The organism is Ruminococcus sp. N15.MGS-57, from assembly GCF_000980385.1.
In the GTDB taxonomy this organism is placed as follows: Bacteria; Bacillota; Clostridia; order Oscillospirales; family Ruminococcaceae; genus Hominimerdicola; species Hominimerdicola aceti.
Map to the genome: position 1 here is coordinate 1 of NZ_LARF01000024.1, position 23883 is coordinate 23883.

Consider the following 23883-nt stretch of genomic DNA (forward strand, 5'->3'; position numbering starts at 1 on the left):
CATATTAGACATTATCTTATTGGGGATATTTGTTAGACAAGAGCTTTTTTATATGATGGAATTGAGGTGACATAATTATGGCTAACAAGGCATTATTTTGGTATAACTACAAAAGATTTGTTGACGAAGGCACCATTAAGCCGCTGTCTCCAAAGACATTTGCATTGTCAGGATTAATAACGGTTTGTGGTCTTGTGCTTAGTCTAACAATTTATTGTTTGGTATTTCCTAACAGCTTTGTTGGGGAGAATACACCTATAAAACTGTTTTTCTGTACATTGTTTTATATGCTTGGTACGCTTGCCATGATCGGCGGAGTGTACTTTGGTATATCGCTTGTTGTTACAAGGTTTATACCAACCAAAAGTAATAGACTTGTACTTAGATGCTTTATGTATGTAATTCAGATTGTGTTGTTTCTTCTTGTTTTTATAGGAGGTTTTGAAAATTATTTTTCGGTTTACGGTATTAGTTCTTATTCGGACGACATTAAAGCAATAAAAAGTGATTATGTAATGATGGTGAACTCTGCAAAGGATATGTTTTCAGATACTGAAACGCTTAAAGATGTACACTTCGATACTATGTCGTACTTATACTTTGAAAACCAAGGAAGAAATGCTGTGTATATTGATGCCGTTGACGATAACGATCGTTATACAAAACTTATGATTTCTCCCGGTGACAAATCAAAGATTGATTTCTCGGCGTTTTATGACGTTACTTATTATCCTAATACGATGACGATAAGTAGTTTAAATATTGTAGGAGAATATGACGCTACAGAAGAAGCCGAAAAAAAAGAGCAAAATGAAATTACGGAGTTATTAAATGAATTGCTTGACATGGATATAGAAATAACTCTTGAAGTAGATGAAAAAGGAACAGTATTTATTAATCGTCCGCATATACCTTATTATGATGATAAAGAAGATATTGGGGTTGTTCCTCTTGATCGTAGCATCAGTCTGTATGTAAAAAGAGATGGGGAATTTTATCAAAATTGGGACTTCTCAAAGAAAGAGTGGATTAATAAACTAACTTTCTTAAAAAGTAATAGAAAGTATGGAAATTATGAAATAATACTTGCTTTCGGATACAATGAAACAACAGGAGAATATACTCCCATTAGTAACACGATTGAATACACGGTTGAATAATAAGGAGGAAAAACAATGACCCAATTCACAAAATCATTTCTATGGAGATTTATATTAGATATAATTCTGCTTGGAATTTTCGTGAGACTTATGCAGAACATTATCTTGGCGATTCTGTCAAGAAGTATGGAAACTTATTCGACTCCGTTTCTGGTTATTGAAGCGGTTGTCGTATCAGTAATCAGTATGCTGTTTATCTGTTTTATTACATACTGGAATATCGGCGTTATTTCAAACAAATGGAGAGCTATGAAGCTTTGAGGGGTTTATAAGCTTCATTGATAAGTGGATAGAGAAAATGACCAGATTGGTGATTGCGTGAAAAATACAGGATAGTTGTAAATATGTTGAATTATCGATACTACGAAAAAGACCGAGTAAGATGTTCCGGTGGAACATTTTGCTCGACCCGATTATTATTTGACTTGAATAGTTACTATGTTGTAATATCAGACCGGAGCCGCATATACTCCGTAGATCTCGGTATAATTAGAGGTAAATATGTGAAGCTGTCCCGTATCATAAATGCTTACTCCGTAGTTGCTGAAAGCTTGTGCAATGTCATCGTATGAGTAGAAAGCAACTCCTGACGACACCTCGCTTGCACTAATGCAAATATCCCAGCTATATGAGTACTTGTTTTCAAGGACCAGCATAGGAGCACTGTCACCGCTGTAAACCATAGCAATTTTATAGCTACCGCTTATATACTTTAACCCGTCAGAAATCGTAAGATCTGACCAGACAGGTATGCCGCTTCCCATTTTATTTTGTAATAGTCGCCAATCACATAACACCGTTATGTTTCAATATCATATAATATGCTGAAAATATAGTAAATGTATTGACATATCGAGCGTTATATGCTAAGATAACAGTGTTATGTGAAGCGGAAAGCGGGGTGCAGTGATGGGTGACGAACTTGAAACAAGGGAAAAGCTGTTGGAAAGTGCAATGTCCGAGTTCTCTGAAAATGGTTATATGAAGGCTTCTCTGAGAAAAATATGCGCTGACGCAGGCGTGACGACCGGTGCGCTGTATTTCTTCTTTAAAAATAAAAATGACTTGTTCAAAGCTATTGTCGATAAGCCGCTGAAAGAGCTTTGCAGGCTTCTTACGGAGCATTATATGCAGGACGCTCAGGATATGGATAGCGATGACCCTGCGGTGCTGTCTGCTGAGTATCACATTGATACTCACACCGACCTTGACAAGCTTGTTGATTATATGTATCTCCACTACGACGTTTTTATGCTGCTGCTCACGGGTGCGCAAGGGTCTGAGTATGAAAATACTGTGGATATGATCGTAGATATGACAGAAAAGGGCTTTAGGATATCAGCGGAAAAAGCTGCCGCAAGAATGCCTAACTGCCACGTTGATGAGTATATGCTTCATTGGATAACCCATATAAGTGTTGACGCCTACACTCATTTGCTAACTCACGAGAGAGATGTGGAAAAGGCAAAGCTCCATATGCGCAGAGTAATGGAGTTTCTAATAAAAATATGGTTTACAATGATAGTCGAGGATTAGAAAATTGCCGCCTGCGGGCGGTAACTTTTAGAAATCTACATAACAACGTTATGTGTGGATTTTGTATCTCAAATGTTGATGAAATGTGCAGATATGCACATTTTTACATAAAGTAAAGTTAGCTAAATCTAACTTGTAAATGGAGGAAATAATATGTATTTGGAGATCAGAGATGTTAAGAAAAGCTACGGCAGTGACGCCAGCTATATTCAGGTGCTAAAGGGTATCACCACAAGTCTGGAAAAAGGTCAGATGTGCGTTATTCAGGGTACGAGCGGCTCTGGTAAATCGACGCTCCTTAACTGCATAGGCGGTCTTGACACTATGGATAGTGGCTCTGTTAAGGTCGACGGCAAGGAAATTTTCGGTCTTAAACCTGATAAGCTTGCCGACTACAGAAAGGAAAATCTGGGCTTTATCTTTCAGTTTTATAACCTCGTTCCAAATCTGACAGTTGTGGAAAATATTCAGGTTTGTGAATATCTTTCAGATTCGCCACTGGATATGGAAGAACTTCTCACAACGTTGGGACTTTCCGAACACAGAAACAAGTTTCCGTCACAGCTTTCAGGCGGTCAGCAGCAGAGATGTGCTATAGCAAGGGCACTTATAAAAAATCCAAAGCTACTTTTGTGCGACGAGCCTACAGGCGCTCTTGACTCTAAAACTTCAAGGGATATTCTTATCCTGCTGGAAAAAATCAATGCAAAATATGGCACAACAATGCTTATCGTTACTCACAACAACGCTATAAAAAATATGGTGCATAAAGTAATAATTGTTAAGGACGGACTTATCAAAAAGGATTATCTTAACGAAACACGCATACCTGCCGCAAAGCTGGAGGACTTGTAATGAACAGGGTACTCAGAAAGAGGCTCGGACGTGAGCTTAAAACTAATTTTGCACGTTATCTTGCGCTTGTATTGCTTATCGTAATGGGAATGTACATAATAGTTTCCGTGGTTGCAAGCGCAGACACTATCATCGACGGAACTGCCGAACATGGTAAGCAAAACAAGGTCGAGGACGGACAGTTCGGCGTTTTTATTCCTCTTACAGACGAGCAGGAAAAAGAAATAACCGACAAGGGCATTACTCTTGAACAGCATTTCAGCATTGACGTTACAGCAAAGGACGGCTCAAAGCTCCGTGTTTTCCGTAAAAGAAATAATATTGACCTTATCGAGCTTGACAGCGGAAGATTTGCTGAGAAAAAGGGCGAAGCGGTAGTCGAAAAGCGCTACAGCGAGGAACATTCTCTGTCAGTGGGCGATAAGCTTACAGCAGGCGAAGTTGAGTTTGAGATTGTTGGAATAGGAACTACACCTGACTATGACACACCTTTTGAAAATTTCTCTGACACGGCTGTGTCAAGCAAGGGCTTCGGACTTCTTTTCGTAAGCGACGATCAGTATGACTATTTCAAAAATGACAGCGAACAGAAAGCTGAAGACCTCTGCTATGCTTACAGACTTAACGGCAAGGCAACAGATGACGAGCTTAAAGAAATGATCGAGGATTTTGACTTTGATTATAAAAAAGTCACAGACAAGTATTATCTTGAAACTATCAAGGACGTCATGAAACAGCGTGACGATATCTCAAATGGTATCGACAAGCTTTATGACGGCTCACAGACCCTTAAAGACGGTGTGAAAGACCTTTCTGAGGGAGCTGACGCTCTCTATGACGCAATGGGCGGACTTTACGAGGGTGCAAAGGCACTCCCAGGGGGTGCGAACGCTATCACGGCAGGAGTTAAGGCCGCATATGACGGCTCAAAAGACCTGTCAGAGGGTGCAAGATCTGCATACAGCGGTGCAGAAAGCCTTGCAAATGGTATTGATAGCTTCAAAAAGCAGGCTGACGAGCTTCTTGACGAGGTGTTCACAATTGACCTTGACAACCTGACAATGTTTGTGAAAAAGGGCGACAACGTTCGTATAGCTGGTGCGGCAGGTGACGTTGTCATGAACAAATATGCAGGACTTGGTGTGGGTGTTATACTTATGGCACTTCTTACTTATGTTATCTCTGTTTTCGTCATTCATCAGATTCAGCGTGAAAGCAGTGTTATAGGTGCGCTTTATGCTCTTGGCGCAAAGAAAAAAGATCTTATCCGACACTACATAACGTTGCCGACTATAGTTGCATTTGTTGGCGGAATAATCGGTGCGGTCATAGGCTTCTCACCTGTGGGAATCGATTATCAGCTTCTCGACAGCTACGCATATTCCTCGCTCCCTGATTTTACCCCTGTTTATCCTTTATATCTTATCATTTACAGTATTGTAATGCCGCCTGTTGTTTCGGTGATAGTTAATACCCTTGTGATAAACAAGCGGCTTTCTCAGACGGCTCTTTCACTTATCAGAAACGAGCAGAAAACAGGTCACTACAGCAGAGTGAAGATAAAGAGCAGAAATTTTATCCGCAGATTTCAGATACGCCAAATGCTTCGTGAAATGCGCACAGGCATAACAGTGCTTCTCAGTATGCTGTTTTCACTGTTCATTCTTATGCTTGGCGTTGATTGCTACTATCTCTGTGAGAACGTGAGAAAAGACACTATCAATGACACAAAGTACGAGTATATGTACACTCTGAAATATCCAGAGGAAAGCGTTCCAGAGGGTGGCGAGGCTTGCTTTGTAAAAACGCTTTTAAAGGAACAGCTTGGCTATAACCTTGATGTCACCGTTATGGGTATGGACAGCGACAACAAGTATTATGATGTGAAAACGCACAAGGGCAAGAGCTTTATAACAGTGAGCCAGTCAGTTGTGGAGCGTTACGGAGTGGCAAAGGGCGATAAGTTTATCCTGACAGACGATGCGACCTCAATGGATTACGCATTCACAGTGGAGGATATCTGCGACGAGCGTGGCGGACTTATGGTGTTCATGGATATTGACAGTATGCGTGAGCTTTTCGGTGAGAGCGACACTTACTACAACTGTTTGCTTTCAGACAAGAAACTTGACATTGACGAGGGCAGACTTTACAGCACAACAACAAAATCGGATATCGAGCGTTCAGCGGCAGTTTTCACGGACCTTATGATGTCAATGATAGTAATGCTTATTGCGGTTGCCGTAATAATTTTCTGCTCTGTGATGTTCCTTATGCTGAATGTTACAATAGAAAGGGCTTCCTTTGGAATATCCCTTGTGAAGGTATTCGGCTATAAGACCAAGGACGTGAAAAAGCTTTACCTAAACGGAAACGCAATTATCATAACTTTGGGCGCACTTATCGAGATACCGCTTTCAAAGATGTTTATGGACAAGGTTTTCCCAGTGTTCATTCCAAACGTAACAAGCGGAATAAACCTTGCATTCCCATGGTATGCTTACGTTATAATTTTCGCAGGAGTAATGGCAACATACTTTATCATCACCTCAATTCTTGTAAGAAAGCTTGGCAAGATAACCCCTGCCGAGGTGCTTAAAAACAGAGAATGATTTCTTAATATACAAAAAACGTACAGAGCGTAATGATGTGACCTCCAGATCGTTAGATTTTTGGTCTAACTTCTGGGGGTCGGATCATAAAGCTTTGTACGTTTTTAATTATGCCTAATTTATATTATTGTCTATTTTGGTTATGATAACTGCGGCAATGGTAAGGACAATATATCCTGCTGTGACCTCAAATGGAAATTTTATTATTGCCGTTTTGGGGATTATAAAAGGCAAGGTAGATATTGCACAGCATGGAGGAAAATAAAGCTTTGCTTTTCGGCAAAGGACGAATATCACAGCCGAGGATAAAACTGCACCAAATGTCAGGGTAAGCCCAAGCTTTTCAGAGATAAAAAATCTTGCCATAACGCCTGCGAACGCAGCCACCACCATGAGAGCAATTGCTGTGTATTTTCTTTTCATAAGCTTTGAGCCTTTGCCGCTAAGCTCAAAAAATGCAACGATAAGCGGCGGAGCGATAAAGAATATCTCGTGAAAATGCGCAGGCAATACACAGATAACAAGCGCTGTGATGACTTGTTTTGCTCTTAGTTTTAGAAGCTCTGAGCTTGGTTCGATAGGTCTATATTCATACTTTTCATGAAGTCCAAAGTATTCAAGAACTTTTTGAAAAATAAGTATAAATGCTGTCATGACCGCAACGGAAATGACGTAAACAGGGCTTTTTGTACCCATAAGTATCGGAAGTATGCAGGCTGAAATGGCAGGAACAAAGTTCGTTTTTGACAGCGTTATAACGCTCACTGCTACAAGAAGTCCCAAAGCTATACGAAGTATAAGTATCTCAGGGATAAACCGCACTATGCACACGCCTGCGACAGCGGCAGAAACTATCGCCGCAAAAAGCCGTGTTCGAGAGGTGCTCCACGATTGCACAGGCGCAATAAGCGCACCCATTGCCACTGCCGTTATCTCAGGAAAAATTATCTCCTTTTCCCCGAAGATCTCCGCCGAGCCGACCATTAATGCCACAACCGCAAGGGATATCCCCATAGCTATATTTTGATTTTTATTCATTGCTTCACCTTGATGTTTTTTCTTTATTATAACATAAAGGGGAGAGGTTTTCAATCGGTGTAAAAAGATAAACCCCACAAACTTTCATAGTTGAAAATTTGTGGGGTTTATTTAGCGGTAGTCGTTTCTAAATTCGTCTTCATCAATGCCGTAACGTTTTCTATTGAGCTTTGCACGTTCCAATTTGGCTTCTGCCCTCATTTGATCTGATGATGTTCGGGCATGTTCAAGTTCATTTGCAGCATCATAAATAGCAAAGTCAAGCCTATTGTTATATCTTGTTATAGCTCCGTCCTTGTATTCGTCTGTTTCATAGTACATTGTATATATTTTGGCTGCCAAGAAAAATACGCATGCTATAGTAAGTACTATTTTATCAAGTAAATTCGATTTTATTTGAAAAAAGCCAAACCCGCAATATGCTAGAGTACGGCTGGAGAATAAATATACTTCAGCGACAGCATATGCAATAAAATACCACATTTGGTAAAGTAATCTGCTTCTTGTGGCTTCAAAAAGAAAATAGAAAATACGCAAAAGAATATGACCAAAAAATATTATCAACCAATAATTTTCTAAACGATTTCCCGAATCTATGCTTGACATATTCTCCAACCATGAAGCCAATCCCGCTAAAATGAGCCAATCAATGGCACATAAAATCTTACAAATACGATATTTAATTTTACTCTTATTCAATTGAAAATCCCCCAATATTATTTTTTCTTAATACACTGCTTACTGTATTATATCATAATCTGTACTAATACTTCAATATATATGTAATTATTGTATTAATGTATGTAATAATCATTAAATAAATTAAGTGATTACGCAAATTGCAAAGGCTTGAAAATCGCCGTCAAAGGTGCTATAATGGATAAAAAGCCAGAAGGAGCGTTGAAAATGAGAAATATACCTACAGATATTTACATAGAAAATGGAGCGGTAAAAAATCACGGGGGCGAGATAGCCGCACTTGGTAAAAAGGCTATGATAGTCACAGGCAGACATTCTTCTGCGGTGAACGGCTCTCTTGATGATGTCAGGGCAGTGCTTGAAAGTCAGGGAATTGGATATGTGATATATAATGATATTGAGGAAAACCCGTCTGTGGAAACTGTTTACACAGCGGCAACGGCGGCGGTAAAATACGGCGTGGATATGTTCGTGGCAGTGGGCGGAGGTTCGCCAATGGACGCAAGCAAGGCGATATCAATGCTTGCTAAGAATGGGATAGTTTGCGAAAATGCCGAGTTTACCGAAAGCGAGAGCGTTGTAAAAGCTGAAAAGTGTGAGCTTTCAGTCAGCATTGCCAAGGTGGAGGAGCTTCTTTACACTCCTGCGAAACTAACTTTTTATCCTATAGTCTGTGTGCCTACCACCTGCGGAACAGGCTCGGAGGCTACACCTTATTCTATCCTGACTTCCCACATCAAGCAGACCAAGAAATCTATTGCCCACAAAATATTCCCGTCACTTGCATTGGTTGACTACGGCTATCTTAAAACCTCCTCATACAGCGGTATGAAAAGCACTTGCGTTGACGCACTTGCTCACATGATAGAGTCACGGCTCAATACCAACGCAAACGCGTTCAGCCGTGCATATGCAGAGGAGGGCATGAAGCTTTGGGCAAGCTGTAAGGGCTGTCTTGAAACTGAGGAGAGATTTGCTCATATGACAGACCAGGAGTTCTCAACTTTCATGCAGGCATCAGTGCTTGCAGGCATGGCGATAGCCTACACAGGCACAAGCATACCTCACGGTCTGAGCTATACTTTGACCTATGAAAATGGCGTACCTCACGGCAAGGCAGTAGGCGTTTTTCTGTCAGGCTTTTTGAAAAAATACGGTGACAGCACCGAAGCTGAGTATGTTGTAAAACAGCTTCTTGGCTTTGATGATCTTGACGCTTTCAGGGATTATATCAGGACGCTTTTTGGCAAGCTTGATATGTCAGAGGAGCTTTGGAAAAAGGACAGGGACGGAATACTTGCCAACCCTGCCAAGCTTAAAAATTATCCTTTTGAGCTTTCGGCAGATGTGCTTGACGATTACGTTCGCTATTATAACGCATAAAAAAAGCTGTCAGGGCGGTGGCTCTGACAGCTTCATTATTACATCTTTGCAAGCCTGTCTATCTCTGCAAGTTCAGCTTCTGTGAAGTCAAGGCGGTCAAGACAGCCTATGTTTTCCGTTATCTGCTCAGGACGGCTTGCACCGATAAGCACAGTAGTAACAGCCTTGTTGTGAAGCACCCATGAAAGTGCCATTTGCGAAAGGGTCTGTCCCCTCGAAGCGGCGATATCATTAAGCTTGTTGAGTTTTTCTATCATTTTGTCGTTAAGCTCATTGCCTATCCATGTTTCGCCTCTGCCTACCCTTGAATCTGCCGGTATGCCTTTTAGATATTTGCTTGTAAGGAATCCCTGATACAGCGGCGAGAACACTGCAATGCCAAAGCCCTCAGAAAGTGCAAGGCTGTCAAGCTTATCGTCCTCTATCCAGCGGTTGAGTATGGAATATGAGGGCTGATTGATAATAAAAGGAGTTCTGAGTTCACGGAAAATTTTCAGCATTTCGGCTGTGTCGGCTCTGTTGTAATTTGATATGCCAACATAAAGCGCCTTGCCCTGTCTTACTGCATTGTCAAGTGCAAGGGCAGTCTCTTCAAGAGGCGTTTCGGGATCTCTTACATGGTGATAGAAAATGTCAACATATTCAAGTCCCATTCTTTTTAGAGATTGGTCAAGGCTTGCCGTGAGATATTTTCTCGAGCCGTTTTTTTCACCGTATGGACCTGCCCACATTTCATAGCCTGCCTTGGTGGAAATGCACATCTCGTCACGGAACTCTCTCATGCCACGGTCGAGTATTCTGCCGAAGTTTTCCTCTGCCGAGCCGTTGTAGGGATTGCCATAGTTGTTTGCAAGGTCAAAATGTGTGATACCGCTGTTGAACGCAGTGTGTACCATTCTTTCCATGTTCTCAAAATTGTTTTTCAGGCTGAAATTCTGCCAAAAGCCCAAAGACAACGCAGAAAGCTTAAGCCCGCTTTTTCCACAGCGGTTGTATATCATTTTGTCATATCTTTTATCGTCAGGTATAAACATTTCAAAAAACCTCCTATATAATCGTATTAGTGCATAAATTATCCCACTTACTTTTATGATTATAGCATATTGTATTATCTATGTCAATGTGCTATAATTGAATAAGTTATATGATAAAAAATATGTGTGTGATGCACAATGAATGGAAAGATAATAATATGAGGAATGATATGAACAGAAGAATTATCGCTGCTGTATGTGCTGTGGTCATGATGGGAGCAATGCTCACAAGCTGTGCTAAAGAAACAGGGGAAAGCTCAAAAGCAGAGAGTAGTCCTGCTGGATCTCAGGCTGTGACAACAACGACTGAGCCTGTTGTAACTCTTCCTGCCACCACAAAACAGGTGATAAACTCTGAACCTGCCACTTATGAAAGCCTGAGTGCTGATAAGGCTGAAAAAGAAAGTTTTAAGAAAAAGATACGATCAGAAAGTAAGATACCTGTTATAAGCGTCACGACTGCCCCTGACGATATGATAGCTTCAAGGGAGAAGTATACTTCCTGCGTGGTGGACGTTTTCAATTGTGATGAAAAATTGGAGATAAACGAAGCCTCAGCAGGCATAAAGGTAAGAGGAAATTCAAGCGCACATTACGGTGATGTTAGTCAGATCCTTGCAAACAAAGTGCCTTATAGGATAAAATTTGATAAAAAGGCAAATATGCTTGGGCTTAATAACGGCGCAGAGTGCAAAAGCTGGGTGCTGTTGAAATCAGATTGGGATCTAATAAGAAACGATATCGCATTCCGTTTTGGCAGAACTATCATGGGTGACAGCAATTTCTGCTCAGACGGTCAGCTTGTTCACCTCTATGTGAACGAGGAGTTTCAAGGCGTTTATGAGCTTTGCGAACAGTGTCAGATAAATCCAAACAGAGTGGATATCTCCGAGCCTGCGGAGGGCTACACCGACACTGATATAGGCTATTATCTTGAGCTTGACAACTATGCAACAAGCGATGAGGATAACCATTATATAAGCATGGACTATGAAAATGCCACTGTCACCGACATAAACGGCGAAAAAAGGCAGTTCGTTCCTGCGGAATATTCTATCAAGAATGACCTCTATTCGCAAAATCAGATAGACTTTATTGACAAGTATCTCAACAATCTGTTCAAGATAGTTTATGAAGCCTGCGAGAACGGCAAGTATTACAAATTTGATGAAAATTATGACCTTGTTGACTCTGATGTTACCACCGCTGAGGAAGCCGTTTCTAATGTTATGGATATAGATTCAGTGAGAGATATGTATATTCTTTATGAGATCGTACATGACTATGACTGTGGTGAGGGAAGCTTCTATATGTGCGTCGATCTTTCAAAGGACAGTAAATGTCCTAAGCTGAAATTTACTTCTCCTTGGGATTTTAACTGGGCATATAATGACAGCACTGAGAAATATTATGCTGGTGCTTTCACAGACAAGAATTTTGTGGCTAAAAAAGGCGACCGTTCAAACCCATGGTTTATCATTCTTTGTAAGCAGGATTGGTTTATGGACGCTGTCAAGGAAAAGTGGACGGAGATGAGCCAGGAGAAGCTTTTGCAGGGCTGTATAAAAACAGAGCGTGAATATCTCAAAGAGTATGACGCCGACCTTAGAAAAGGCGAAGAGTGGGGTCCTGACTCTGCGGAGGATCTTTTCAATTGGATCGAAAACCGCATTTATTGGCTCAATAGTCAGTGGAAAATAAAGTCTGACGTTAGTAACAGTGCTTCTTAAATGATAAATTTTATTCAATTAAGGCAATACCGCGCAAAGATTGTGCGTCAGATGCGTAGTCAGATTTTTTGTCAGATTGTACAAAAATTCCGCAGGCATACTGCCGTATGTCAAGGGATTTTTGTGTGATATGACGGAAAATCTGCAAGCAGATGGCGTGCAAAGCCGTCAGGCGGGCTTTGTGCGGTGTTGCCTTAATAAATCAGGCTTGAAAAATGCTGTAAAATCGGTATAATAAGATAGTATCCCCATATTGAAAGGAGGAAATGTCTGCAACGCAGGCATAATAAAATATGACGGAAAAATTATTCAAGCTGAAAGAAAATCACACCGATGTTAAAACTGAGATAATGGCGGGCGTGACGACTTTCATGACCATGGCATATATCCTTGCCATAAACCCGAGCATTCTCGGCAGAACGGGCATGGATCCTACAGCCGTACTTCTTGCCACCTGTATCGCCTCTGTTATTGGAACAGTGTGCATGGGACTTATGGCAAATCTGCCTTTTGTGCTTTCCGCAGGCATGGGACTTAACGCTTACATGGCTTACACTGTTGTGGCAGGCTATGGCTATCCATGGCAGGTTGCACTGCTGGCAGTTTTCGTCGAGGGTATCGTCTTTATCGTGCTTTCTCTTACAAACGTCAGAGAAGCCATTTTCAATGCAATACCTGTGGTTCTGAAAAAAGCGGTGTCCGTTGGTATTGGTCTTTACATTGCCTTTATCGGACTTCAGAATGCTGGACTTTGCGTTGACAGTTCAGCCACTCTTGTTACCATAACAGGCTTCCGCAAGAATTTCACAACTTCGGGCATATGTGCGCTTCTCACTATCGTGGGACTTTTCATCACTATTATCCTATATATCAAAAAAGTCCGTGGCTCTATTCTTATGGGTATAGTGGCAACATGGGTAATAGGCATGATATGTCAACTTGTAGGGCTGTATGTTCCTGACGCTGAAAGCGGCTATAATTCGCTTTTTCCTACAATGTCGCTAACGGATTTTTCAAAGCTTGGCGAAACATTTGGTCAGTGCTTTAAGGTGGATATGCACAGCATTGGTATCTTCAATTTTATAGTCGTGGTATTCTCCTTCCTGTTCGTTGACCTTTTCGACACTTTAGGCACTCTTATCGGCGTATGTTCAAAGGCAGATATGCTTGATGAAAAGGGCAGACTTCCGCAGATAAAGCCTGCGCTTCTTGCTGACGCCGTTGCCACAACGGCAGGCGCAGTTCTTGGTACTTCCACCACCACAACATTCGTTGAGTCCTCAGCAGGCGTTGCCGCGGGAGGCAGAACAGGTCTGACTTCAATCACAGCCGCAGTGCTGTTTGCACTGTCAATGTTCTTTGCACCTATCTTCACGGCTATACCATCCTTTGCAACAGCTCCTGCACTTATAGTAGTAGGCTTTTTGATGTTCAGCTCTATCACTGACATCAAGTTTGATGACGGCAATTATACAAAGGCTATCCCTGCGTATCTTTGTATTCTCTCAATGCCTCTTTTCTACAGCATTTCAGAGGGCATCTCTCTTGGAATAATCTCATACGTTGTTATAAATCTTCTTTGCGGAAAGCGCAAGGATATCACACCGCTTATGTATGTGCTTGCAGTGCTTTTCGTGCTGAAATATGTTTTCTTATAAGGAAAGCTTTCAAAGAACAGTTCTGAAACTAGCCATGCTTTCCTGTTCATTCTGCTACAGAATGAGAATTGGCGTAAAATGACAAAAAAGCGGCAGCCGTTACCGACTGCCGCTTTTGTTATATGCTTTTTATTATCTCTCTGAGTTTTTCCGTAAGCACTGCCGCTGCCTTTTTGTGGGTCTTTTCAGTAGGGTGCCAGTTTGCCACAAAGCCGTCGTTTGCGCCGTCCTGCTCATGGAACATCATTGAGCGTATCTTGCTGTCAGCGTGGCTTTTAAGATATATCTTTATTCCCTCCTCAACAGCAGGGAATATCCTCTCGCCCATTATTCCGACAGTGCAGAGAATGTAAGCCTGCGGATTTTTCTCACGAACGACCGCAAGAAAATCAGCATAAAGCTTTGAGAAAACAGCCTGCCTGTCCTTGTAGTCACGGCAGTAGCTGTCGTCGTTTGTGCCAAGGTTTATAACGATTATCTGCGGAATATATTTGCTGAAATCCCATGATATATCCTGCGGAGCAGTTCCTGCAAAATTGCCCCTTGAAAAGCCGTAGCTGCAATAGAACTGTGGAATTGTCTGTTCGCTGATAGGCTCGTCACCTTCTGTGTAGCCTGATACTATGCCATAGCCACTGGCTGAAAACATACTGTATTCAGCGTCAAGTGCCTTGGCGGTCTTGTAGGCATAGGCTTTTGTAACGTCCTCTGTAGCGGTGGTGAACTGGTGGTTTTCGTCCTCATCATCAACACCATAGCCGCAGGTTATAGAGTCGCCGATAAACTCTATTTTAAGCGGTTTTTCAGGCAAAGCCTCAGCACTGCCCTCAGCGAAAGCCTCAATGCCAACTGCTGACATTGGAGATTCTGAAAGCTTTATTATCTCCACAACTGACCGAGCGTTTTCCGTGCGGTCTATTACCGTGACCTCTTTTTCTGCACAGTCGATCATCTCGTCAACTACTCTCTTGCCGTCAACATAAACGGCTATCCTTGCATAGTCGATAGAATTGTCGCCCACTGCGATATTGTCGCCTTTGAGCTTCAAAACAAGCTTTGTGCTGTCAAATGTGAATGACGCACCGCTTCCTGAAAGACCGAGCCACATTACCTCGTCTTTGAAATATACTCTGCCTGTGAGCTTTGCATTTTTGTCAAGCTGTAATCTATCCATACTTTTTCCTCTTTTTCATCTATGATCTTCTTTAGCTGACGCAAAAAGGCTGCGTGTCAGCTCCGTAACAATAAGAGTATAACACACAGCCATATTATTGTCAACTTATGCAAGGGAATTTACATCACCCTCACGCTTTTGCTTAACAAGCAGAGCAGCCACAGCGAAGAATGCCACTGCAAACAATGCCTCGATACCAATGCAGATGAGATATTCCTTTGTGCTGAATACTCCACCGCTCATGCCGAAAAGCATATTGTTGGCTTTGGTGTACCAGTATGCAGGGAACAATCTTCCCACTGCAAGAACGCCTCCTGTGAGCAATTCCTGCGGCACGAAAACTCCGCAAAGAAAGCTCATGCCAAGACCGATTATGTTCGATATAGCATTTATGCCGTTGTCGCTAAGGTCAAACTGCGCTATTATCATTGCTATGCCTGCGGCGGCAATGATATATACAAAGCTGTTAAGGCAGGCGAGCCAGAATTTCACGCTGAGCGTTTTGCCCCAAATTATTGCGACTATCATAAACAAAAGCCATATGCTAAACACCAAAATGCTTGCCCCAAGAGCCGTCTGTCTGCTGTAGTTTGCTGACGTCAGGCTTGAACACATTGTGCGTTCTCGAACGCCTTTTCTGTTTAGCGTCAGTATAACGGGGCAAAGGGTAACAATGAGCATGGAAAGCATAACGTATGCAAGATACTGAAAATAGTAGCCGAATATTGCCGGCATATCTGTTCCGCCCTTGTTGTTAAAGTTTTTTAGCTCCGCCTTTACTTGCTGAGAAACTGCCGTTTGGGCAAGCTCCATGGCGTTTTCTGTGCTTTCGCCTGCCGCCATGTATGCCTTTACGCTTGAAAGATAGCCGTCAAGCCTGCTTTCAAAAAGCTGTCCGCCGTAGCTGGAGGGCATTTTGAAATTCTCAAAAAGTCCGTCAAAATCCCCTGCGTTTATCTTGTCGCCAAAGCCCTTGTTTATATACAGAACATAGTTGGCACGCTGATAATAAACGGCGTCGATGACCTCGTCTTCATCATCTGCAAGCTCCACCTTTTTGTTGCCGCTGAATATAAAGTCCTGCAAACGCTTGCTTTCGGCACTGTTGTCACGGTCAATGACAGATATGGACATTTTATAGTCCTCATAGTCATTGTTATCTTTTGCAGTATCCGCCATTATTACTGCTATGACCATAAATATGACGAGATATAATATAGCAGACGTAAGCCTTGTTTTGAGTATTTTCATAAAGGTCTTAAAGACTTGCATATTTACGCCTCCTTGTAAGAACATATCCACCAAGGGTGAACAGCACTGTGTATATCGCCATTGAAATTATCTTTACTGTGAACCGCCTGTAATCTTCGTAGAGATTAAGACAATAGAAGCTGTCTGAGATAACTGCGGCAGGGTTTATTTCATTGAATATCGGGCAATGCTCTGCAACAGTGCCTTTCATGGTGTTTGACATAAGACCGCTGAAGAAACAGCAGGTCATTGATACCGCCATGACTACAGACATTTTTAAACCCTCTTTTATGCGGAAAGAGCCAACGAAAAATCCCATGGATATTCCCATTATTCCGCCTAGCACTGCGGCAAGGTAAACAAGGGGGAGCTTACTGCCGAAATCCACTTTAAGCACAAATCTCAGGAACGTCACTGATATCACCATGCATATCATTTCCACCACATGAAAAGCAAGGAGTGTTGCCGTTATGCTTGTAAGCTTGTTCACTGGAGAACAGCAACGTCTTGCGCCAAGTGCAGACAGGTCGCCCTGATTTTCCTGTGCCACGAACAGACCTGACATCGAGCCGAAAAGTGCCGTCATGGCAAGGAGATTATAGAAAAACTGTATCGTTATGTCAGGATTGCCGTGGAGAGGTATATCCTCATTTGGGCTTATCTTCTCAGAAAGGGAAGCTATGACCTTATCAAGCTTTTGCGGAGCGTTCTTTGCAGTGTCGGTTATTATCTTTTCCTGAGTTTTGTATTGCTGTATGAAAGTCTTTACAATGGTCTGCTGGATACCTGTTGAGCCAAACTCAAGGGAGAGGTCGGAAGCCTTTATAATGCCTTTTATATCCTCGCTTTTAAGCATTTCTTCTGCCTTGTCAATGTCTGTATACGTCACCTTGAAAAGAGCCTCATCACTATCTGTTATCTGTTCAAGCACCTGTTTAAGGATATCGTTTTCTTCTATATTTGTCACCGCAACAGGTATCGCATTGAATACAACATCTTTTTCGTATATTCCTGAAAACGCCATCTTAAAAAAGCAACCCAGTATTATAGGAAAGGCTATGAGCCAGAAGAGTATGGCTTTTTGACGCAGACAGCTTTTAAATTCGTATTTGAATATGTGTGAGAACATTCTATCACTCCTTATCCCTGAGAGCTTTGCCGGTTATTTCAAGGAAAACGTCATTGAGGGTAGGCTGCTCAGAATAAACGCTGCCGAAGCCCACCTGATTTTCCTGCAATATTTTCAGTATCTCAATAAGATTGTGCCGTCCCCCTGTACAGCGTGCAACGAGCTTGTTGTCGGCATAGGAAACATTATAAACGTGTTCCAAAGCTTCTATTTGTTCACGGACGTTTTCAGGAAGCTGGAGTATCTCGGCGGTGATAGTTTCGGTGTTCTTTATCATGCGTTTGAGTTCCTCTGTAGTACCCTCGGCTATTTTACTGCCCTTATCCATTATGGCGATACGGGTGCATATCTGCTCGACTTCCTCCATGTAGTGGGAGGTGTAAATTATAGTCGCACCCTCACGGTTGAGCTGTAAAATGCCCTCCAGTATCTTGTTTCTTGATTGTGGGTCAACAGCAACTGTCGGCTCGTCGAGTATGATAAGCTCAGGCTTGTGTGCGATACCACAGGCAATGTTAAGTCGTCTGAGCAGACCGCCTGAAAGCTTTTTAGGGTGGAACTTCACGAAGTCCTCAAGCCCCACAAAAGCTATGGCATCGTCAACATATTTCTTTCGTGTGGCTTTGTCGGTGATGTAAAGCCCACAAAAATAGTCAATGTTCTCATACACAGTCAGCTCGTCAAAAACCGCAACATTCTGCATTATAACGCCAATACGCTTTTTTACCCCATAGTTCACAGGGGACATTTTTTCACCGAATATCTCGATGTCGCCCTTATCGTATGCCAACAGTGAGAGCAGGCAGTTTATCGTGGTGGTCTTACCCGAACCGTTAGGACCGAGAAGTCCGAAGACCTCGCCTTTTTTTATTTCAAGATCAAAGTGGTCAAGAGCAATAAGCTCCTTGTATCTTTTTACCAAATTGTCTATTTTTACTACAGTTTCAGCCATAAGAAAAACCTCCCTTAGTTTGTATTATCATTATACAATACTATCCGCCAAAAAGCTAGTGAGCAAAGTCACATCTTCATGTGACAAATGTCATATTATAAAAAAGCAGAGCGGCTGGTGACCAACTCTGCTTTGCAGTTATTTAAGCTGTGCTGTAAATATCATCATGCCGTTTTCGGCTTTGCATGATATCTTGCTTTTGTGCGACCTGACTATTGCCTGTGCAATAGAAAGCCCAATGCCGTAGCCACCCTTTTTCTCGCCTTTTGACCGAGAACGTGAGCTGTCGTCACGATAAAATCTGTCAAAAAGTTTTGTTAGGTCGCCTTGCGGTGGTTCTTTGCAGGTGTTTGAAACTTCTAGGTCTGTTTCCTTGCCATTATGAGAAGTGAAAAGCTTTACTATTATCTCGCCATCCTCGTCAGCATATTTTACTGCATTTTCCGTGAGGATAGAAACAAGCTGTCTTATCGCACCCTCGTCGCCGTGATAGGAAAGTCCGTTGGCAACATCAATGGTGAGCTTTTTGCCCTTTGTTTCCGCAAGGGTAGTAAAAGGCGAAGCGGCGTCATAAACAGCGTCAGAGATATTGAAATCAGCCATGGTAAGAGCAGGCTTTTCCTCCTCCATTTTTGCAAGGCTTAAAAGCTCTTTTAGCAGACCGTTTAGCCTTGTTATCTGATTTTTTATGCTCACCGTCCACTGGTTTGGCTCTGACACCATTTCAAGAACTTCCGTGTTTGCGGAGATTATGGCCAGCGGCGTTTTTATCTCGTGCCCTGCGTCGGTGATGAACTGCTTTTGCTTTTCAAAGCTTTCCACAACAGGTCTTATGGCACGCTTTGAGAAGATTATGATAAGCAGACATACAAGTATATATCCTGCCGCACCTATAGCGCACGACACCAGCAAAAAGCGATTTTTGGTGGCACTGTCACTGCGGCAGTCCATGAAAACTATTATCTTGCCTTTGTCGGTGTCGCCTGTTTTGTAGCGGTAGTTTCCTGACGTGCCTGAAGTCTTGCCGCTGTCAAGAACGCTTTTGCCGTATTCTATAGCCTGCGAACTTGACACCGCCGCAACGTGTCCTGTATCTACCTTGGTTATTTCGCCATTGCTGTCGGCATATACAACAAAATACCTTGTCTGATACTTAGTTTCCTCGTTAAAGCCTCTGTGCTTATCAGGCTTTTTGCTCTCAGGGGGAGAGGCGCTGTCTGAATTATCCTGCGGCTTGTCATGTTTCATGCCCTTGGGGTCGAACTCAGGAAATCTGCCGTCATTTTCGATTATTATGTTCAGCAGATCGTCTGCATTCTTGTTGGTCTGATAGATGTTCACTCCATTTATGCCGCCTATTATGGTAAACTCTACGATAAGAAGGCACACAGCGGCGATAACAACGAATTTCCGCTGTAAACGCTTAATCATTATGCTTTTCCTCTAGTGTGTAGCCCACGCCTCTTGTGGCTTTTATTTCGATATCTGCACCGATAAGACCAAGCTTTTTACGCAAATATGAAATATATACCCACACCACGTTTATCTCAGCGTCAGAGTCATAGCCCCATATCTTTTCCATGAAACGCTCTGTGGAAATAAGCGTGCCGTGATTTAGCATAAGGGCTTCTATCATTTGAAACTCTTTGTTGCCAAGCTTCTGAGAGCCGTTAGGACCTGAAAGCTCAAAGCTCTGCCTGTTGAGAGAAACGTTTCCAAAAGTAAGGGTAGAGGGTGCAAACTCAGTGCGGCGGCGTGTCATTGCCCTTATTCTCGCAAGAAGCTCGCCCATTGCAAATGGCTTTGTAAGATAATCGTCAGCACCCGAATCAAGTCCGGTTATCCTATCGTCAATATCAGACTTTGCAGTGAGCAGCAGAACAGGGGAGTCGATACCCTTTTCACGGAGTTTTGTAAGCACCTGTATGCCGTCCATACCAGGCATCATAATGTCAAGTATTATGCCGTCATAATCCTGTGCAATTGCATAGTTGTATGCGTCGATGCCGTTGTAAACAGCGTCAACAGAATAGTTTTTGTGTTTAAGCACTGCCGAAAGCGCATTTGCAAGCTCCACCTCGTCCTCAGCAAGAAGTAATCTCATTAAAATTCCTCCCTATAAGTCAGTATAATATCTTACGATATATGATAACCTATGAACTTAAAACTCACTTTAAATGTATTATACCATAAATATTCTTTTCGGGCAATAAAAATCTGCCCCCGAAAACCGAGGGCAGATAAAAGATTTTTGAATTAGAATGCTGTCTTATAAATGCCGAGGATAGACTCAACTGTGCAAGGTCTTGGATTTCCTCCTGTGCATACGTCTGCGAATGCAGATTCGCTCAAAGCCTGAAGATCCTCTTCCTTAACGCCTATCTCGTGGAGCTTCTCAGGGATTCCAACGTCCTTTGAAAGCTGCTTAACTGCGTTTACTGCGGCTGCTCTGTATTCAGCCTGGCTCATGCCTGTTGTGTCAATGCCCATTGCTTCTGCGATGTACTTGAACTTTTCGCCTGTGTATTCAGCGTTGTACTCCATTACATACGGAAGAAGAACTGCATTTGCGATACCATGAGGTGTGTCATAGAATGCACCGAGCGGGTGAGCCATGCCGTGAACAACGCCAAGACCAACGTTTGAGAAGCCCATGCCTGCGATATACTGACCGAGAGCCATATCTTCTCTGCCCTGTGGGTCATTCTCAACAGCCTTTCTCAGTGAACGTGAGATTATCTCTATTGCTTTAAGGTGCATCATGTCTGTAAGCTCCCAAGCGCCAAGTGTTGTGTAGCCCTCGATAGCGTGTGTAAGAGCGTCCATACCTGTTGAAGCTGTAAGTCCCTTAGGCATTGATGACATCATCTTTGCGTCGATTATAGCAACTACCGGGATATCATGAGGGTCAACGCAAACGAACTTTCTCTTCTTCTCCTCGTCTGTGATAACATAGTTGATAGTTACCTCTGCGGCTGTGCCTGCTGTTGTAGGAACTGCGATTATAGGAACGCAAGGGTTCTTTGTGTCAATAGCGCCCTCAAGAGAAGTAACGTCAGCATATTCAGGGTTGTTTATGATGATACCGATAGCCTTTGCAGTGTCCATTGATGAGCCGCCGCCGATAGCGATAAGATAGTCAGCATCTGCTGCCTTGAAAGCTTCGATACCAGCCTTTACTACCTTTACAGTAGGGTTAGCCTTTACCTGAGAGAATATATCATAAGCAAGTCCTGCTTCCTCCAAAAGATCTGTAACGTTCTTTGCAACGTTAAATTTGATAAGGTCAGGGTCTGTTACAACAAGAGCCTTTTTAAAAGCTCTCTTCTTTGCCTCTGTAACTATCTCGCTGATCGAGCCTGCACCGAAATATGAAGTTTCATTAAGTATCATTCTGTTAGCCATTTGATTATTCCGCCTTTCAAAATATATGATCTCTGTTATCAAAGTTATATCTTTGATTATTAATATTATATAACTTTTATGCCACGATTTCAACTATTTTTGTGTAAAATATTAGTGACGCAATATTGTGTAAAACAGCCAAAAACATAAATCATTTAATCTAAGGCACACCATACAAGGCGTAACCTGTGAATGATACTTTTTTCTTGACAAATCGGCAAAAATGTGCTATAATTCTCAATTAGGAAAGTTACCTTGCGGAAAATTTCGCAAGGTGCTTTTGTGTTTTATAGGCTTTTTGTGAAAAATTACGATTTTCTTTCCTTTGATGGGAGAAAATATATTTATAATTTTTATTGTTTATAATTTTTGCGAAATATATTAAGCAAATCGTTACAGAAAGCATTCGCTTTGCTGTGTCTTGATAAATCGGAGGAGTATGTATGATTAGAGAAGATTTAAGAAATGTTGCTATTATTGCCCACGTTGACCACGGTAAGACTACCCTTGTAGACCAGATGCTCAAGCAGAGCGGTACTTTCAGAGAAAATCAGGCTGTAGAAGAAAGAGTCATGGATTCAAACGATATCGAGCGTGAGAGAGGAATCACTATCCTTGCAAAGAATACTTCTATCAAGTATAAGGACGTTAAGATAAACGTTATCGACACCCCAGGCCATGCTGATTTCGGTGGTGAGGTAGAGCGTGTTCTTAAAATGGTAAACGGTGTTATACTGCTTGTGGACGCAGCCGAGGGTCCAATGCCACAGACAAGATTTGTGCTTCAGAAAGCACTTGAGCTTGGTCATAAAATAATCATCGTTATCAATAAGATAGACAGACCTGACGCTCGTCTTAACGAGGTAGGCGACGAAGTTCTCGAGCTTCTCATGGATCTTGACGCTACTGACGAGCAGCTTGACAGCCCTATTCTTTATTGCTCAGGCAGAGCAGGTACAGCTACTCACTCACCTGATGAAGAGGGCAAGGATATGATACCTCTCTTTGACGAGATACTCAGCTATATCCCTGCACCAGAGGTAGATACTGAGGGTCCAATGCAGTATCTTGTTTCCGCTATCGACTACAACGAGTATGTAGGAAGAATAGCTATCGGCCGTATCGAGCGTGGCGAAATGAAAGTTAATCAGGACGTTACGATCGGCGACTATCATCAGACTAAGAAGGAATATCGTGGCAAGATCGTTACAATGTATCAGATAGAGGGACTTAACAGAGTTCCATGCCAGAGTGCAAAGGCTGGCGATATCGTTTGTATAAGCGGTATCGAGAACATCACTATCGGTGACACTATCTGCGACTTCGGCAACTTTGAGGCTGTTCCTTTTGTAAAGATATCTGAGCCTACAGTTGAAATGACATTCTCTGTAAATAATTCGCCGTTCGCAGGCAGAGAGGGCAAGTTCGTAACGAGCCGTCACCTGAGAGACAGACTTTTCAAGGAGCTTCTTAAGGACGTTTCACTGAGAGTTTCTGAAACAGACAGCACAGACGCATTCAAGGTCGCAGGCCGTGGCGAAATGCACCTTTCTATCCTTATCGAGAATATGCGTCGTGAGGGTTATGAGCTTGGCGTTTCAACACCGCACGTTCTGTTCAAGGAGATAGAGGGCAAGCTTTGTGAACCTATCGAAAGACTTGTTATTGACGTTCCTGAGAACTGCGTAGGTTCTGTTATGGAGAAGATAGGTGCAAGAAAGGGCGAGCTTCAGGAAATGGCACCTGTTGGAAGCAGAATGAGACTTGAATTCCTTATCCCTGCAAGAGGACTTTTCGGATACAAGAGCGAGTTCCTTACAGACACAAAGGGTGAGGGTATCATGAGCTCTGTATTCCATGACTACGAGCCATATAAGGGCGAGATACCAAAGAGAGCAACGGGCTCACTTGTTGCGTTTGAAACAGGCGAGGCTGTAACATACGGTCTTTACAACGCACAGGAGAGAGGCGAGCTGTTCATCACAGCAGGCACACCTGTATATGAGGGAATGATAGTTGGCGCTTCACCAAAGCAGGAAGACCTTGTTGTAAATGTCTGCAAGAAGAAGCACCTTACAAATACTCGTGCAAGCGGTTCTGATGACGCGCTCAGACTTGTTCCGCCAAGAAATCTCAGCCTTGAGGATTCACTTGAGTTTCTCGCTGATGATGAGCTTCTTGAAGTAACTCCAAAGAGCATAAGAATAAGAAAGCGTATTCTGAGCAACTCACAGAGAGCTAAGGAAAGAGCTAAAATGTAATAATAA

General features: G+C 42.4%; 19 protein-coding genes. 8 read left to right on the forward strand and 11 right to left on the reverse strand.

Annotated elements, in window-relative coordinates; all coding sequences use genetic code 11:
- The first annotated feature begins 77 nt into the window (after positions 1-77).
- Entirely contained in the window at positions 78-1160 is a 1083-nt protein-coding gene (locus tag WS40_RS06565; protein ID WP_038671286.1) for a hypothetical protein, read from the forward strand.
- A 449-nt stretch (positions 1161-1609) separates the two neighbouring features.
- On the opposite strand, the gene WS40_RS06575 is transcribed toward WS40_RS06565, so the two are convergent.
- Positions 1610-1924 (reverse strand): hypothetical protein, encoded by a 315-nt coding sequence (locus tag WS40_RS06575; protein WP_046441212.1) that lies wholly within the window; start codon positions 1922-1924, stop codon positions 1610-1612.
- A gap of 145 nt (positions 1925-2069) precedes the next feature.
- On the opposite strand from WS40_RS06575, the gene WS40_RS06580 reads away from it, so the two are divergent.
- The 3 genes from WS40_RS06580 (at position 2070) to WS40_RS06590 (ending at position 6163) form a co-directional block, all read left to right on the forward strand.
- Positions 2070-2696, forward strand: coding sequence for a TetR family transcriptional regulator (locus tag WS40_RS06580; RefSeq protein WP_046441214.1), 627 nt, complete (start codon positions 2070-2072; stop codon positions 2694-2696).
- 153 nt (positions 2697-2849) lie between these two features.
- On the forward strand, positions 2850-3551 hold the full coding sequence (locus WS40_RS06585) for an ABC transporter ATP-binding protein (protein ID WP_046441216.1): 702 nt from the start codon (positions 2850-2852) through the stop codon (positions 3549-3551).
- Positions 3551-6163 carry an FtsX-like permease family protein gene (locus tag WS40_RS06590; RefSeq protein ID WP_046441217.1) on the forward strand — a complete coding sequence of 871 codons (2613 nt, stop codon included), beginning with the start codon at positions 3551-3553 and terminating at the stop codon, positions 6161-6163. Before WS40_RS06585 ends, WS40_RS06590 begins: the two co-directional genes overlap by 1 nt.
- A 114-nt stretch (positions 6164-6277) precedes the next feature.
- On the opposite strand, the gene WS40_RS06595 is transcribed toward WS40_RS06590, so the two are convergent.
- Together WS40_RS06595 and WS40_RS06600 are read right to left on the reverse strand one after the other, a co-directional pair.
- Positions 6278-7201 (reverse strand): hypothetical protein, encoded by a 924-nt coding sequence (locus WS40_RS06595; protein WP_046441219.1) that lies wholly within the window; start codon positions 7199-7201, stop codon positions 6278-6280.
- A 111-nt stretch (positions 7202-7312) separates the two neighbouring features.
- Positions 7313-7900, reverse strand: a complete 588-nt coding sequence (locus WS40_RS06600) for a hypothetical protein (protein ID WP_046441221.1) — start codon at positions 7898-7900, stop codon at positions 7313-7315.
- A gap of 207 nt (positions 7901-8107) precedes the next feature.
- Here WS40_RS06600 and WS40_RS06605 point away from each other — a divergent pair, with 207 nt between their 5' ends.
- Positions 8108-9283, forward strand: a complete 1176-nt coding sequence (locus WS40_RS06605) for an iron-containing alcohol dehydrogenase family protein (protein WP_046441253.1) — start codon at positions 8108-8110, stop codon at positions 9281-9283.
- Between the two features lie 38 nt (positions 9284-9321).
- Here the strand turns inward: WS40_RS06605 and WS40_RS06610 are convergent, their stop codons facing one another.
- Complete coding sequence (locus WS40_RS06610; protein WP_046441223.1) at positions 9322-10317, reverse strand: aldo/keto reductase; 996 nt, start codon at positions 10315-10317, stop codon at positions 9322-9324.
- A 170-nt stretch (positions 10318-10487) separates the two neighbouring features.
- Here WS40_RS06610 and WS40_RS06615 point away from each other — a divergent pair, with 170 nt between their 5' ends.
- Both WS40_RS06615 and WS40_RS06620 read left to right on the forward strand, forming a co-directional pair.
- Complete coding sequence (locus WS40_RS06615; RefSeq protein ID WP_325208465.1) at positions 10488-12047, forward strand: CotH kinase family protein; 1560 nt, start codon at positions 10488-10490, stop codon at positions 12045-12047.
- Positions 12048-12340: 293 nt separating this feature from the next.
- Entirely contained in the window at positions 12341-13705 is a 1365-nt protein-coding gene (locus WS40_RS06620; RefSeq protein WP_046441228.1) for an NCS2 family permease, read from the forward strand.
- 118 nt (positions 13706-13823) lie between these two features.
- Here the strand turns inward: WS40_RS06620 and WS40_RS06625 are convergent, their stop codons facing one another.
- From WS40_RS06625 to fucO, 7 genes are all read right to left on the reverse strand, one after another.
- The gene (locus tag WS40_RS06625) at positions 13824-14879 is read right to left on the reverse strand and encodes an SGNH/GDSL hydrolase family protein (protein ID WP_046441230.1); all 1056 of its coding nucleotides are present in this window, start codon (positions 14877-14879) and stop codon (positions 13824-13826) included.
- Between the two features lie 105 nt (positions 14880-14984).
- The gene (locus WS40_RS06630; RefSeq protein WP_046441233.1) at positions 14985-16151 is read right to left on the reverse strand and encodes an ABC transporter permease; all 1167 of its coding nucleotides are present in this window, start codon (positions 16149-16151) and stop codon (positions 14985-14987) included.
- On the reverse strand, positions 16138-17259 hold the full coding sequence (locus WS40_RS06635; RefSeq protein ID WP_046441235.1) for an ABC transporter permease: 1122 nt from the start codon (positions 17257-17259) through the stop codon (positions 16138-16140). The genes WS40_RS06630 and WS40_RS06635 overlap by 14 nt, the downstream gene beginning before the upstream one ends.
- Before the next feature lie 4 nt (positions 17260-17263).
- Positions 17264-18211: an ABC transporter ATP-binding protein gene (locus tag WS40_RS06640; RefSeq protein ID WP_038671318.1), complete on the reverse strand. Its 948-nt coding sequence runs from the start codon at positions 18209-18211 to the stop codon at positions 17264-17266.
- A gap of 138 nt (positions 18212-18349) precedes the next feature.
- Positions 18350-19642, reverse strand: a complete 1293-nt coding sequence (locus WS40_RS06645) for a sensor histidine kinase (protein WP_046441237.1) — start codon at positions 19640-19642, stop codon at positions 18350-18352.
- On the reverse strand, positions 19635-20315 hold the full coding sequence (locus tag WS40_RS06650) for a response regulator transcription factor (protein ID WP_046441238.1): 681 nt from the start codon (positions 20313-20315) through the stop codon (positions 19635-19637). The genes WS40_RS06645 and WS40_RS06650 overlap by 8 nt, the downstream gene beginning before the upstream one ends.
- Before the next feature lie 152 nt (positions 20316-20467).
- Complete coding sequence (gene fucO, locus WS40_RS06655; protein ID WP_046441240.1) at positions 20468-21616, reverse strand: lactaldehyde reductase; 1149 nt, start codon at positions 21614-21616, stop codon at positions 20468-20470.
- A gap of 443 nt (positions 21617-22059) precedes the next feature.
- Here fucO and typA point away from each other — a divergent pair, with 443 nt between their 5' ends.
- A complete protein-coding gene (gene typA / locus WS40_RS06660) occupies positions 22060-23877 on the forward strand; it encodes a translational GTPase TypA (RefSeq protein ID WP_022287673.1) in 1818 nt (605 codons plus the stop codon).
- The last annotated feature ends 6 nt before the right edge of the window (positions 23878-23883 follow it).